Genomic DNA, 13,630 nt, shown 5'->3' with positions numbered 1-13,630 from the left:
GACCACAAGGAACCGATCGCGCGCCCATGCAGTACTCCGCCTACATCGCCCATTTCCTGGTACTGATCCAGTTGCTCGGCATCGTCGCCGCGGTACACGCCGTACTCACCGTACGCACGGCGCAAGGCGCCATCGCCTGGGCGACCTCTCTGGTATTCATGCCGCTGCTGACCCTGGTGCCCTATCTGGTTTTCGGCCGCAGCCGCTTCGATGCCTACATCGAAGCGCGCCGCCAGGCCAACCACGAGATGCACGAGGCCGCCGCCGAACTGGACTGGCGCCCTTGGGTGGAGGAAGCCCTGGCGGCCCGCCAGTACGACGGTTACAAGGCACTCAAGGCAATGGTCGGGCTGGCGCGCATGCCGACTCTGGCGAACAACCACGTGCGACTGCTGGTAAACGGCAAGGCTTCGTTCGATGCCATGTTCGAAGCCATCGCCCAGGCACGCAAGGTCATCCTCGTGCAGTTCTTCATCATCCGCGACGACGCTCTGGGCCAGCGCCTGGCGCAACTGCTGCTGGAGCGCGCAGCCAACGGCGTGGACGTATTCCTGCTCTATGACGGCATCGGTAGCCACGCCCTGCCTGGCCGCTACGTCGAGCACCTGCGCCAGGGCGGCGTGCAGGTGTACCCGTTCAGCACCGGCAGCGGGATGATCAATCGCTTTCAGGTGAACTTCCGCAACCACCGCAAGATTGTGGTCGTCGACGGCGTGCGCGGTTTCGTCGGCGGGCACAACGTCGGCGTCGAATACCTCGGCGAGAAGCCGCCGCTCTCGCCCTGGCGTGACACCCATCTCGAACTGCGCGGCCCGGCGGTGGCCTGCCTGCAGGAATGCTTCGCCGAAGACTGGTACTGGGCCAGCCACACCCTGCCGACACTGATCCTGCCCAAGGCCTACGAGGAAGCCGGCATGCTCTGCCAGGTGGTGCCCAGCGGCCCGGCGGATCCACAGGAAACCTGCTCGCTGTTCTTCGTCGAGGCGATCAACGCGGCAGTGGAGCGCCTCTGGATCACCACGCCCTACTTCGTGCCCGACGAAGCGGTGAGCGCCGCGCTGCGCCTGGCGGTACTGCGGGGCGTGGACGTGCGCATCCTGCTGCCGTCGCGGCCGGACCACAAGACGGTGTATGCCGCCTCCAGCCTCTACGCGCTGGAAGCGGTGCGCGCGGGCATCCGGATCTTCCGCTACCAGCCGGGTTTCCTGCACCAGAAGGTAGTGCTGATCGACCACGATACCGCCGCTGTGGGCAGCGCGAACCTGGACAACCGATCGTTCCGCCTCAACTTCGAAATCATGGTGGTGACCGTCGACGATGACTTCGCCAAGGAAGTGGAAAAGATGCTGATGACGGACTTCGAACAGTCGGTGGAGATGAGCCTGGATGATCGCCGTCGTCTGCACCGCCTGCAGCAACTGGGCATGCGGGTGGCGCGGCTGGTCTCGCCGATTCTCTGAGAGCCCATCCACCTGGCGGCGAGGCGTGCACCGCGCCGCTTGACCCGCCACAAAGGAAAACGCCCGGCTCATGGCGAGCCGGGCGTTTCCCTTTCTAGCGCGAGTTCATCAGGCTGGCGCGGAGGTGCGGATCAGGTGATCGAAGGCGGAAAGCGACGCCTTGGCGCCTTCGCCGACCGCGATCACGATCTGCTTGTACGGAACGGTGGTCACATCACCGGCGGCGAAGACGCCCGGCAGCGAGGTTTCGCCACGAGCGTCGACGATGATCTCGCCACGCGGTGTCAGCTCGACGGAGCCCTTGAGCCATTCGCTGTTGGGCAGCAGGCCGATCTGCACGAAGATGCCCTCCAGGTCGATGGACTTGAACTCTTCCGAGTTGCGGTCCTTGTAGACCAGGCCGGTGACCTTCTGGCCATCGCCCTTCACCTCGCTGGTCAGCGCGCTGGTGATCACTTCCACGTTCGGCAGGCTGAACAGCTTGCGTTGCAGCACGGCGTCGGCGCGCAACTTGCTGTCGAACTCCAGCAGGGTCACGTGGCTGACGATACCGGCGAGGTCGATGGCTGCTTCGACGCCGGAGTTGCCGCCGCCGATCACCGCCACGCGCTTGCCCTTGAACAGCGGACCATCGCAGTGCGGGCAGAAGCACACACCCTTGGCCTTGTATTCCTTCTCGCCCGGCACGCCCATTTCACGCCAGCGGGCACCGGTGGCCAGGATCACGGACTTTGCCTTCAGGCTGCCGCCACCTTCGAACTGCACTTCGTGCAAGCCGCCGGCGGTCTTCGCCGGGATCAGCGCACTGGCGCGCTGCAGGTTCATGATGTCCACGTCGTAGTGCCTGACGTGCTCTTCGAGCTGGCGAGCCAGCTTCGGACCCTCGGTCTCGGTCACCGAGATGAAGTTCTCGATGGCCATCGTATCCAGCACCTGGCCGCCGAAACGCTCGGCCGCAACGCCAGTACGGATGCCCTTGCGAGCGGCATAGATCGCCGCCGCGGCGCCAGCGGGGCCGCCGCCCACGACCAGCACGTCGAACTCTTCCTTCGCCGACAGCTTCTCGGCTTCGCGAGCGGCAGCGCCGGTGTCGATCTTGGCGAGGATTTCCTCCACGCCCATGCGGCCCTGGCCGAACACTTCGCCGTTGAGGTAGATGCTCGGGACAGCCATCACCTGGCGGCGCTCGACTTCTTCCTGGAACAGGGCGCCATCAATGGCGACGTGGCGGATGTTCGGGTTGAGCACAGCCATCAGGTTCAGCGCCTGGACCACATCCGGGCAATTCTGGCACGACAGCGAGAAGTAGGTTTCGAACTCGAACGAACCCTGGATGCCCTTGATCTGCTCGATCACTTGCGCGTCGAGCTTGGACGGATGGCCGCCAACCTGCAGCAGTGCCAGAACCAGAGAGGTGAATTCGTGGCCCATGGGGATGCCGGCGAAAGCCAGGCCGATGTTCGCCCCCGGGCGGTTCAGCGAGAAGGACGGCTTGCGGGCGTCGTTGCCATCTTCACGCAGAGTGATCTTGTCGGTCAGGCCGATGATTTCGTGCAGCAGCTCGCTCAGCTCGCGGGATTTGTCGCTGTCGTCAAGGGACGCGACGATCTCGAACGGCTGCTGGACCTTTTCCAGGTAGGCCTTCAACTGGGTTTTAAGAGTGGCGTCCAACATGATTCAAATCCTCGGAATTTGAGCAAAAGAGTTCCCCGGCAGGCTTTTCAGCCCGCCCTACGCACGCTTTTGGCTTTGGTAGGGAGGATGCCGGTAGGCATCCTCGGGGTACTGCGTAAACGGATCGGGAAGCGCCGGCGGCGGTGCCGGGGAGTTGCGCAGCAATTGCTGCCGCGCAACAGCTTCCCAGCCGTTCTTAGATCTTGCCGACCAGGTCCAGGGAAGGAGCCAGGGTCTTCTCGCCTTCTTTCCACTTGGCCGGGCAGACTTCGCCCGGGTGAGCGGCGGTGTACTGGGCAGCTTTCAGCTTGCGCAGGGTTTCGCCGACGTCACGAGCGATCTCGTTGGAGTGGATTTCGACAGTCTTGATGACGCCTTCCGGGTTGATCACGAAGGTGCCGCGCAGGGCCAGGCCTTCTTCCGGGATGTGCACGCCGAAGGCGTTGGTCAGTTGGTGGGTCGGATCGCCGATCAGCGGGAACTGGGCCTTGCCAACAGCCGGGGAGGTTTCGTGCCACACCTTGTGGGAGAAGTGGGTATCGGTGGTCACGATGTAGACCTCGGTACCGGCCTTCTGGAACTCGGCGTAGTTGTTGGCGGCGTCTTCGATCTCGGTCGGGCAGTTGAAGGTGAAGGCTGCCGGCATGAAGATCAGAACCGACCAGTGGCCCTTGAGGGACTCTTCGGTGACTTCGATGAACTTGCCATTGTGGAAAGCGTTGACCTTGAACGGTTGAACTTGGGTGTTGATCAGGTTCATTAGGCAATTCCTCGTAGAGAGTTGTCGTTTAATCGAGTGGTCGATCGGTTGAAATTCGACAGGGGCAAGATTATCGCCTGATGACAAAAAAGGCCCATTGATTTAGGGCATCACGTAAATTGAGAATTCCTATGGAGAGATATATAAAAGGAAGAAGTTTTCTATCGAGACACACGCCTCGTTTCCGCAGCCGCTACGCCACCTCCCAGCCCCGGCTTTCCTGGCCAACTGGTCAACCTTCCCCATGAGCCTATGCTTGCCTTGAAGCCCCGCCGGTTCGCGACCGGCCGGGACCATCCCTCACGAGCTCGTGGAACGCATTCCCCGGTGCGCCCGGCAGGGCCGCCCGCGCGTGACGAGGAGGTATTGCATGATCCAGTTCCTGCTCGACGACGAGCTGATTCAGGTCGACGGCCTGGCTGCGGAAACCAGCCTGCTCGACTACCTGCGCAGCCACCTCGGGCTTACCGGTACCAAGGAGGGCTGCGCCTCCGGCGATTGCGGCGCCTGCACCGTAGTGCTCGGCGGGGCCGACGGCGATGCGCTGCGCTACCGCGCGGTGAATGCCTGCCTCATGCCGCTCGGCGCGGTGCATGGGTATCAGGTACTGACCGTCGAACACCTGGCCGATGGCGGCGTGCCGCACCCGGTGCAGCAGGCGATGGTGGCCTGCCACGGCTCGCAGTGCGGCTTCTGCACGCCTGGGATCGTAATGTCGCTGTTCGCCTGGCGGCACTCGCCACAACCGCACGACCGGAACTCGGCGCTGACCGCGCTTTCCGGCAACCTGTGCCGTTGCACCGGCTACCGGCCGATCCTCGATGCCGCCACGCAGATCGCCGGCCAGCCCTGCCACGACCGCTTCGCGCGCGAGGCTACCCGCACCCTGGCGCGCCTGCGCGCGCTGCCCGGTAGCGGAGCACTGCACGACGCCCAGACGAGCGCCTGGCTGCCGACCACCCTGGCGGAGCTGGACGAACTGCTGCGGCAACATCCCCAGGCACGGCTGATCGCCGGCGGCACTGACCTGGCGCTGGAAGCGACGCAGAACCTGAAAACCTTCCCGGCGCTGATCCACCTCGATCACATTGGCGAACTCCAGCGCCTGGAACGCCAGGACGGCCACCTGCTGATCGGCGCCGCCCGCCCCTACGCCGACTGCCTCGACGCCCTCGAAGAATTCCCCGGCGTGGCCGACCTGCTGGAGCGCCTCGGCTCGCTGCAAATCCGCCAACGCGGCACGCTCGGCGGCAACATCGCCAATGCCTCGCCCATCGGCGACATGCCGCCGGTACTGCTGGCGCTGGATGCAACGCTGCGCCTGCGCCGCGCCGGGGAGGTGCGCGAAGTGCCCGCCGACGGCTTCTTCACCGGCTACCGCCAGACCATCCTGCAACCGGGCGAGTACATCGAAGCGGTGCGCATTCCCCGCCTGCGCGCCAACCAGCGCTTTCGTGTGGACAAGGTCTCCAAGCGTCGCGACGACGACATCTCCGCCGTGTGCATGGCCCTGCGTCTGGACCTCGACGAGGCTGGCATCGTCACCGCGGCACGCCTGGCCTGTGGCGGTATGGCAGCGACACCGAAGCGTGGTGCGCGCAGCGAAGCGGCACTGCGCGGCAGACGTTTCGACGCGGCGGCCGTCGCCGCGGCACAGGCCGCGATAGCGGAGGATTTCCAGCCCATCGACGACCTGCGCGCCAGCGCCGCCTATCGCCTGAAGGTGGCGCAGAACCTCTTGCAGCGCGCATTACTGCAATGGACCGAAAGCCTTGCGGAGGTGCGCCATGCGTAGCCTGCCACCGCTGGCCGGCAACGGCGTGACGGCCGCCGTCCACAGCGCGGGACAGGCCCGCGAACACGACAGCGCGGCGCTGCACGTCTGTGGCGCGGCACGCTACGTGGACGATCTCAAGGAGCCGCGCGACCTTCTGCACGCCGCCGTCGGCCTGACCGCCATCGCCTGCGGCGCCGTACGCTCCCTCGACCTCGACGCCGTGCGCGCCGCCTCCGGCGTGGTGGCGGTGCTGACCCTGGACGACGTGCTCGGCCACACCGACATAGGCCCGGTGTTCCCCGGCGACCCGCTGCTGGCCGGCGACCGCGTGAAGTACCACGGCCAGGCACTGTTCGCCGTGGCCGCCGAAACCCAGTTGCAGGCACGCCGTGCCGCGCGCCTGGCGAAGGTCGAATACGTCGAGGAAAAGCCGCTGCTCGATCCGCTTGCGGCCAAGGCCGCGGAGCGCTTCGTGCGTCCGCCGCACCACATGCGCCGCGGCGACGCGCAGGCCGCGCTGGAGCATGCGCCCCACGTGCTGGAGGCTCGCCAGTTCGTCGGCGGGCAGGAGCATTTCTACCTCGAAGGCCAGGTCTCCTTGGCGCTGCCGGGCGACGACGGCGGCATGCTGGTGCACACATCCAGCCAGCACCCCAGCGAAGTGCAGAAACTGGTGGCTGAAGTGCTGGCAATTCCGCTGGCCAAGGTCACCGTGGAAGTGCGGCGCATGGGCGGCGGCTTCGGCGGCAAGGAGACCCAGGCCGCACCATTCGCCTGCCTCGCCGCGCTACTGGCGCACAAGACCGGCCGCGCAGTGAAACTGCGCCTGCCGCGCGCCGACGACATGCGCCTGACCGGCAAGCGCCACCCCTTCCACAACCGCTACCGCATCGGCTTCGACGAGTCAGGCCGGCTGCTCGCCGCGCAATTGGAAGTAGTGGGCGACTGCGGCCACTCGCCGGACCTCTCCGACGCCATCGTCGACCGCGCGATGTTCCATGCCGACAACGCCTACTTCATCCCCGATGTCGCCATCTCCGGCTACCGCAGCTTCACCAACAGCGTCTCGCACACCGCCTTCCGCGGCTTCGGCGGGCCGCAGGGGATGATGATCATCGAGCGCGCGATGGACGACATCGCCCGCGCAGTGGGCAAGGACCCGCTGGAAGTGCGCAAGCTGAACCTCTACGGCGGTGCCGGGCGCGACCTGACGCCCTACCACCAGAAGGTCGAGCACAACCTGCTGGGTGAACTGATCGAAAGGCTCGAACGCAGCAGCGACTACCAGGTCCGGCGCACGGCCATCCGCGCCTTCAACCAAGCCAGCCCGGTACTGAAGAGGGGCCTGGCGCTGACGCCCGTGAAGTTCGGCATCTCCTTCACTGCCCAGCACCTGAACCAGGCCGGCGCTCTGATCCATCTCTACACCGACGGCAGCATCCAGTTGAACCACGGTGGCACCGAAATGGGCCAGGGCCTGCACACCAAGGTGGCGCAGATCGTCGCCGAAGAGTTCCAGGTGCCGCTGTCCCAGGTGAGCATCACCGCCACGCGCACCGACAAGGTGCCCAACACCTCGCCCACCGCCGCCTCCAGCGGTACCGACCTGAATGGCATGGCGGCCCGCGACGCGGCGCGCACGCTGAAGAAGCGCCTGGCGGAGTTCCTCGCCGAACGCGATGGCGTGAAGCTTGCGGAAGTGCGTTTCGAACGCGGCAGCGTGACGGTGGGCGAGCGTCGCCTGGGCTTCGCCGAAGCCATCCAGGCCGCCTATTTCGCGCGTATCCAGCTCTCTGCCACCGGCTTCTACCGCACACCGAAAATCTTCTACGACCGCGACAAAGGCGAGGGCCGCCCATTCTTCTACTTCGCCTATGGCGCGGCCGTGTCCGAGGTCGAAGTGGATACCCTCACCGGCGAGTACCGCGTGCGCCGGGCGGACATCCTCCACGACGTTGGCCGCAGCGTTAATCCCGCCATCGATATCGGCCAGATCGAGGGCGGCTTCGTCCAGGGCATGGGCTGGCTGACCACCGAGGAGCTGCGCTGGGACGACCACGGCAGGCTGCTCACCGTCGGCCCCGCGACCTACAAGATTCCCGCGGTCAGCGACATGCCCGACGACCTGCGCGTGGCGCTGTTCGACCGCCCCAACGAGGAGGACAGCGTGTACCTCTCCAAAGCCGTGGGCGAACCGCCGTTCATGCTGGCCATCTCGGTGTGGTCGGCGCTGCGCGACGCCATCGCCAGCCTGGCGGACTACCGCCTGAGCCCAGGCCTCGATACCCCAGCGACGCCTGAGCGGGTGTTCTGGGCCTGCGAAGCGGTACGCCAGGAGAAACAGCCATGAACCAGCCCTGGATGGATGCCATCGCCGGCCTGCGCGACAGCGCCGAGCCCTACGTGCTGGTCACCGTGATCGGCGTGCACGGTTCCACCCCGCGCGAGTCCGGCTGCAAGATGCTGGTCACCGCCGATGCCAGCCTGGACACTATCGGCGGCGGCCACCTGGAATACGCCGCCATCGAACACGCACGGCAACTGCTGCTCGCGGGCAAGGACTGCCAGGCACTGGAGTACTTTCCGCTCGGGCCGCGCCTGGGCCAGTGCTGCGGCGGACGTGCCAGCCTACTGTTCGAGTGCTTCGCCGCGCGCGGTCCGCAGGTGCTGCTGTTCGGTGCGGGGCACGTGGGGCGTGCCCTGGTGCCGTTGCTGGCGGGGCTGCCAGTGCGTCTGGAGTGGGTCGACAGCCGCGCGGCGCAATTCCCCACCCAGGTGCCCGCCGGCGTGCGGACCCGCTTGCTCGACGAGCCGGAAGACGTGGTGAACGAGGCGCGACCGGGCAGCTACTTCCTCATCATGACCCACAACCATCCGCTGGATTACGCCATCGCCGAAGCCGTGCTCAAACGCGGCGACGCCGGCTTCCTCGGCATGATCGGCTCGCGTACCAAGGCCCAGCGCTTTCGCATGCGCCTGGAGCAGCGCGGCTACACGGCACAGGACATCGCCCGGATGCACTGCCCCATCGGCCTGGCCGAGGTTCCCGGCAAGCGCCCTCTGGAAGTGGCCATCTCCATCGCCGCCCAGGTCATCGCCCGCTACCACCAGGACGCACCGGCCCGGCAGAGCCGCGAAGGTGTCGACTGGGCGGCCCTGTGCAGCGAATCGGCGAAAAGCTGACCATTCAGACAACAGTTTTCCCTACCACGGCCGATAACCTCCCAGCCCCGTCTCGTTGCCCGCGCCCCGTCGCGAGCGATTCGCCGTGCGTTCGGAGGAAAACAAGAAAATGCGCCTGCGAAGTATCCAGACCCAACTCATCCTCAGCATGGGTGCCGCCCTGCTGATCAGCCTGCTCATCGTCCTCGGCCTCTACGCCGTGCTGGTCAACCGCCTGAGCGAGCGCTACCTGCTCCAGCAGGCGTTGCCCGCCAGCATCCAGGCCATCGCCAACGACTTCGAGCGCCGCCTCACCGGCCCGATCACCGCCGCTTCGGGCATTGCCGAGAACACGTTGGTGCAGGACTGGCTGGCCGCCGGGGAAAATCCTGCGCAACTGGAGGAGTTCACCCGCTACCTGGCGGGCATCCGCTCCTCGCAGAAAGCCTTCGCGGCCCTGATCGCATCCAACGCCAGCGGCGCGTACTACAGCGACAAGGGCAAGGAGCGTGTGCTCAGCCGCAGCGACCCGAAGGACAACTGGTACTTCCAGTTCATCGACAGCGGCGAGCCGCGCATGTGGAACATCGACGTCGACGGCAGCACCGGCGAGCTGGCGCTGTTCATCGACCAGCGCGTGGAGCGCAACGGCAGGTTGCTGGGCATCGCCGGGCTGGGCCTGGAGATGCGCGAGCTGTCGACGCTGATCCGCGACTTCCGGTTCGGCAAGTCCGGGCGTGTCTACCTGGTGAAGAACGACGGCCAGGTGCAGATCCATCCAGACCCGGCCCACGTCAAGGACCGAACCCTGGCCGACCTGGTCGGCGTCCAGGCAGCAGGCGAGTTGCTGGGCAAGCATGAATTCCACAGCGCCCGCTTCCAGCGTGACGGCGAGAACCTCCTCGCTGCCAGCCTGCCGCTGCACGACCTGGGCTGGACACTGGTGAGCGAAGTTCCGGAAGCGGAAATCTACGCCGATGCCCGCGACGCACTGGCCGTCTCCGGCGTCGCCGGCGCGGGGGTGGCGCTGCTCTGCCTGGCCCTGGTGGTACTGATGGCACGCAGTCTGGTCAAACCGATCCGCCAGGTAACGGGCGCACTGCTGGAGATCGGTGGCGGGGGTGGCGACCTGACCCGGCGCCTGGACGACAGCCGCACCGACGAACTGGGAGACCTGTCGCGCGGCTTCAACCGCTTCCTCGAAGGCCAGCGCGCACTGATCGGCGCGGTGCTCGCCACCAGCCAGCAACTGCTGCGCACGGTGAGCGAAGTGGCGCAGGTGGTGGAGAACACCGCCGAGCGCGCCGGTCGCCAGCAGGAGATGACCGACATGGTCGCCACCGCGGTGAACGAAATGGGCAGCACCGTGCAGGAAATCGCGCGCAACGCCGAGCAGGCCGCCAGCGCGTCGCAACAGGCGCGGGACGAGGCCGGCGAGGCGCGGCGGGTGGTCGAGGGCTCATTGCAGGTCGGCCAGCGCATGTCCGGCGAGATCGGCGACGCCGCCGGCGCGGTCAGCGAGCTGGCCGAGCAGGTGGCGAGCATCGACCAGGTGCTGGCGGTGATCCGCGGCATATCCGAGCAGACCAACCTGCTCGCCCTGAACGCCGCCATCGAGGCGGCGCGCGCCGGCGAGCTGGGCCGCGGCTTCGCGGTGGTGGCGGATGAAGTGCGTACTCTGGCCAGCCGTACCCAGGGCTCCACCGATGAGATCCTCGCGATCATCCAGCGCCTCAAGGACGGTGCCGACGCGGCGGTGCGTTCAATGCACTCCGGCCAGCAAACCACCGGCCAGAGCCTGGCCGCCAGCGAGCAGGCTGGCGTCTCGCTGGGCGCAATCGCCGACCAGGTGGAACGCATCAGCGACATCAACCACCAGGTCGCCACGGCCACCGAGGAACAGTCGGCGGTGACCGAGGAGATCAACCGCAACGTGCAAGGCATCTCCGATCTCGCCCATGCCACCACCCGTGAGGTGCAGCACGGCCGCGAACAGTGCCGCGAACTGCGCGGCCTGGCCGACGACCTGGCGCGGCAGATGGCGCAGTTCCGTCTCTGAGTTTCGGACGCCGGCCATGCGCCGGCGTCTTTTCCCCAAAGTTACCCACAGATTTTCCGCGGCGAGCAGCCACCATAGCTGCATATCGATGGCCGATCACCGCCCAGGGGATCACCTGGACGCTTAAAGTAGCCCACAACTTGCCCACAGTTTGTCCAGAGTTTTTCCTCCGGCGCTGCGCCAAACCGTCAGAAGTCGCTGAAAACACTCAAAACCAGGCATTCCGCGGCCCCCATAAGTCCGATGAATAACTCGCCAGGTTGTCAGGATTTCACTTTCGGCGGAAAAGCCGTTGATTAACCAACAGCTTTTCCACAGCTTGTTCATATTTCGCTCAACAACTTTTCGAGCGAATGCTCAGAAAACGCTCAATTCCCCCCAGGATACGGAGCACGCGGGCGAGCGCTGTCGAGCCACAGGTTATCCACAGGCGGTTCCACGAAAACAGGGGAGAGAATCAGGCGTCGAGCGGCTGCGCCTGGATGCGCCCACGGCTGAGGTCGCCGAGCAGCCGCTGCAGGCTCTCGACCTGGCTGGTCGGCAAGTTCAGCGTCAGGCGCACGCCTTCGGCGCCAAAGGCTTCGTCCTCGATATCGGCGCCCAGCGCCAGCACCCGTGCCTTGAACAGCGCGTGCTCGGCGAAGCCGCAAGCGAAGGCCAGCCGGCTGCTGGGCACCAGTTCGATGCGCGGCGCATCCTGCAGGCACTTCGCCGCACAGCCGCCATAGGCGCGCGCCAGGCCACCGGTACCGAGCTTGATGCCGCCAAACCAGCGGCTGACCATCACCACTACGCGGTCCATGTCCTGCCCTTCGATGGCCACCAGCATCGGCCGGCCCGCGGTGCCGCCGGGCTCGCCGTCGTCGCTGAAGCGGTACTGGTTGCCGAGCTTCCACGCCCAGCAGTTGTGCCCGGCGCTGGCATCGCGGTGCGTGGCAAGAAACGCCTGTGCCTCCGCCTCGCTGGCGATGGGTGCGGCAACGCAGTGGAAGCGGCTCTTGCGGATGTCTTCCTGATACACAACCGGTGCGGCGAGGGTAAAACTCATGCCGTGGCCGGCGGCGTCAGCCCGCAACCCTTGAGGATGATGCGGATGAGGTTGTCGGTGGCATCGCTGAAGTCCTGCCTGGACATCCGCTTGCGGCCGGTGACGAAGCCGATCTGGGTGGCGAAATCGGCGTAGTGCTGGGTGCTGCTCCAGATCAGGAAGATCAGGTTCACCGGATCGACCGGGTCCATCCGGCCGGCGTCGATCCAGCCCTGGAACACGGCGGCACGGCCGCTGAACCAGGTGCGGTAGTCCTGACTGAAGTGCTGGGAGAGGCATTCGCCGCCGCTGATGATCTCCATCGCGAAGACGCGCGATGCCTGCGGGTAGCGCCGGGAAAATTCCATCTTGGCGCGGATGTAGCCTGCCAGTGCAATGGCCGGGTCGTCATTCACGGTGAGGTGGTTGAAGGTGCCATCCCACAATTCGAGGATGTTGCTCAGCACCGCCACGTACAGCCCCAGCTTGTTGCTGAAGTAGTAGTGCAGGTTGGCCTTGGGCAGGCCGACGCGCTGGGCGATGGTGTTCATGCTGGTGCCCTTGAAGCCGTGGCGAGCGAACTCTTCCTCGGCGGCGGAGAGGATGGCTTCCTCGTTCTTCTGGCGAATGCGGCCGGCGGGTTTCTCACCGTTCTGGGCGGTATGGGCGGGTACCTGGAGAGTCATGCGGCGTGTCCATGCGTCGGCGGGGGGCGCAGCATGGATAACCCAGCCGGGGCGGGCGATTCAAGCCGTTGCAGGAGAAAAACTGCAGGCGGGGGTGATGCGGGGGAACGCAAGTCCCGCCTTGCGGCGGGACCTGCGAGCCGTCAGAAGTGGTACTTGACCAGTGCGCTGACGGTGTTCTGGTCGGTGCGGAAGTACTGGGAATCCTTGATGCCGTACTTGTCGGACCAGTAGTCGTATTCCACACCCACGTACAGGTGCTTGGCTTCGTAACCCATTGCCTTGCCCAGGTCGTACTTGATCTGCGGGTTGAAGTGCAGGTTGGCGTGGTAATCGCTCTGGCCGCGCTCGCTGGAGCTGGCGTCCTTGTTGTTGACGACCCAGTCCATGAAGCCGTCGAACAGGATGTCGGAGTTGCCTACCGGGATGGTCACGGCCCAGGCCGGCGTGATCTGCCAGGCGCCGGACGGAACGCGGTTGCCGTCGGGCTTGCGGTAGTAGAAGTTCAACTGGAAGTAGTCGAAGCCCGGCAGCGCCAGGTCGAAGCCCGGACCGACCAGATAGGCCTCGGTATCGCCTTCGCCGAACTCGTAGGTGGTAGCCAGCAGCACGTCCTTGACCGGACCGAAGGACAGGTCGGCACCGGTGATCTTGCCGAACGACAGACGCGGGCTGAACTCGCCGTAGTAGGTGTTCTTGCCGTTCTGGCTGTCTTCCTTGCCGTTGTAGTTGATCTGGTCGACGAAGAACCAGATGTCACCCCAGGTCCACGCACTCGCGCTCTCGAAGGTGAAGGTCTGCTGGATCGGCGGATTGACGCGGAAGTTCTTGCCCCACAGGTAGGTCAGGCTTTCGTTGTGCCAGATCAGCGGGCCGTCGTTGACGGCCGGCGCGGGGCTCAGGTCTTCACCGCCAGCCAGGGCCTGGCCAGCCGAGAGCAGCCCGCCGGCGAGCAGCAGGGATGCGAGAGTGCGAGTCATGCGTTGCTCCTAATCAGTGCAGTCGTGTTGCGTTTTTAATTGTCA

The 13,630-nt window shown here is 65.7% G+C and carries 10 protein-coding genes and 1 pseudogene; 6 read left to right on the top strand and 5 right to left on the bottom strand.

Annotation, left to right across the window (positions count from 1 at the left end):
* Window positions 1–26 precede the first annotated feature (26 nt).
* Window positions 27–1,460, top strand: coding sequence for a cardiolipin synthase (cls, locus tag OU419_RS00865; protein ID WP_254469840.1), 1,434 nt, complete (start codon window positions 27–29; stop codon window positions 1,458–1,460).
* 108 nt (window positions 1,461–1,568) lie between these two features.
* Here cls and ahpF read toward each other — a convergent pair whose 3' ends face one another.
* Window positions 1,569–3,134, bottom strand: a complete 1,566-nt coding sequence (ahpF, locus tag OU419_RS00860) for an alkyl hydroperoxide reductase subunit F (RefSeq protein WP_254469839.1) — start codon at window positions 3,132–3,134, stop codon at window positions 1,569–1,571.
* 196 nt (window positions 3,135–3,330) lie between these two features.
* Entirely contained in the window at window positions 3,331–3,894 is a 564-nt protein-coding gene (ahpC, locus tag OU419_RS00855) for an alkyl hydroperoxide reductase subunit C (RefSeq protein WP_254469838.1), read from the bottom strand.
* 370 nt (window positions 3,895–4,264) lie between these two features.
* Here ahpC and xdhA point away from each other — a divergent pair, with 370 nt between their 5' ends.
* The 5 genes and pseudogenes from xdhA to OU419_RS28945 all read left to right on the top strand — a co-directional run bounded on the left by xdhA (window position 4,265) and on the right by OU419_RS28945 (window position 10,892).
* Entirely contained in the window at window positions 4,265–5,689 is a 1,425-nt protein-coding gene (gene xdhA, locus OU419_RS00850) for a xanthine dehydrogenase small subunit (protein ID WP_254469837.1), read from the top strand.
* Window positions 5,682–8,021 (top strand): xanthine dehydrogenase molybdopterin binding subunit, encoded by a 2,340-nt coding sequence (gene xdhB, locus OU419_RS00845; protein WP_254469836.1) that lies wholly within the window; start codon window positions 5,682–5,684, stop codon window positions 8,019–8,021. The genes xdhA and xdhB overlap by 8 nt, the downstream gene beginning before the upstream one ends.
* Window positions 8,018–8,854: a xanthine dehydrogenase accessory protein XdhC gene (gene xdhC / locus OU419_RS00840; protein ID WP_254469835.1), complete on the top strand. Its 837-nt coding sequence runs from the start codon at window positions 8,018–8,020 to the stop codon at window positions 8,852–8,854. The genes xdhB and xdhC overlap by 4 nt, the downstream gene beginning before the upstream one ends.
* A gap of 109 nt (window positions 8,855–8,963) precedes the next feature.
* Window positions 8,964–9,977: pseudogene (locus OU419_RS28950) on the top strand (cache domain-containing protein); the annotation flags it as partial.
* A 177-nt stretch (window positions 9,978–10,154) separates the two neighbouring features.
* Complete coding sequence (locus OU419_RS28945) at window positions 10,155–10,892, top strand: methyl-accepting chemotaxis protein (protein ID WP_408004976.1); 738 nt, start codon at window positions 10,155–10,157, stop codon at window positions 10,890–10,892.
* Between the two features lie 457 nt (window positions 10,893–11,349).
* Here the strand turns inward: OU419_RS28945 and OU419_RS00830 are convergent, their stop codons facing one another.
* The 3 genes from OU419_RS00830 to OU419_RS00820 all read right to left on the bottom strand — a co-directional run bounded on the left by OU419_RS00830 (window position 11,350) and on the right by OU419_RS00820 (window position 13,585).
* The gene (locus tag OU419_RS00830) at window positions 11,350–11,940 is read right to left on the bottom strand and encodes an IMPACT family protein (RefSeq protein WP_254469833.1); all 591 of its coding nucleotides are present in this window, start codon (window positions 11,938–11,940) and stop codon (window positions 11,350–11,352) included.
* The gene (locus OU419_RS00825; protein WP_254469832.1) at window positions 11,937–12,605 is read right to left on the bottom strand and encodes a TetR/AcrR family transcriptional regulator; all 669 of its coding nucleotides are present in this window, start codon (window positions 12,603–12,605) and stop codon (window positions 11,937–11,939) included. Before OU419_RS00825 ends, OU419_RS00830 begins: the two co-directional genes overlap by 4 nt.
* A 143-nt stretch (window positions 12,606–12,748) precedes the next feature.
* Complete coding sequence (locus OU419_RS00820) at window positions 12,749–13,585, bottom strand: outer membrane protein OmpK (RefSeq protein ID WP_254469831.1); 837 nt, start codon at window positions 13,583–13,585, stop codon at window positions 12,749–12,751.
* Between the last annotated feature and the right edge of the window lie 45 nt (window positions 13,586–13,630).

The organism is Pseudomonas triclosanedens, assembly GCF_026686735.1.
GTDB lineage: Bacteria > Pseudomonadota > Gammaproteobacteria > Pseudomonadales > Pseudomonadaceae > Pseudomonas > Pseudomonas triclosanedens.
The sequence above is the reverse complement of the archived record's forward strand: the minus strand, read 5'-3'. Positions and strand labels throughout refer to the sequence as shown.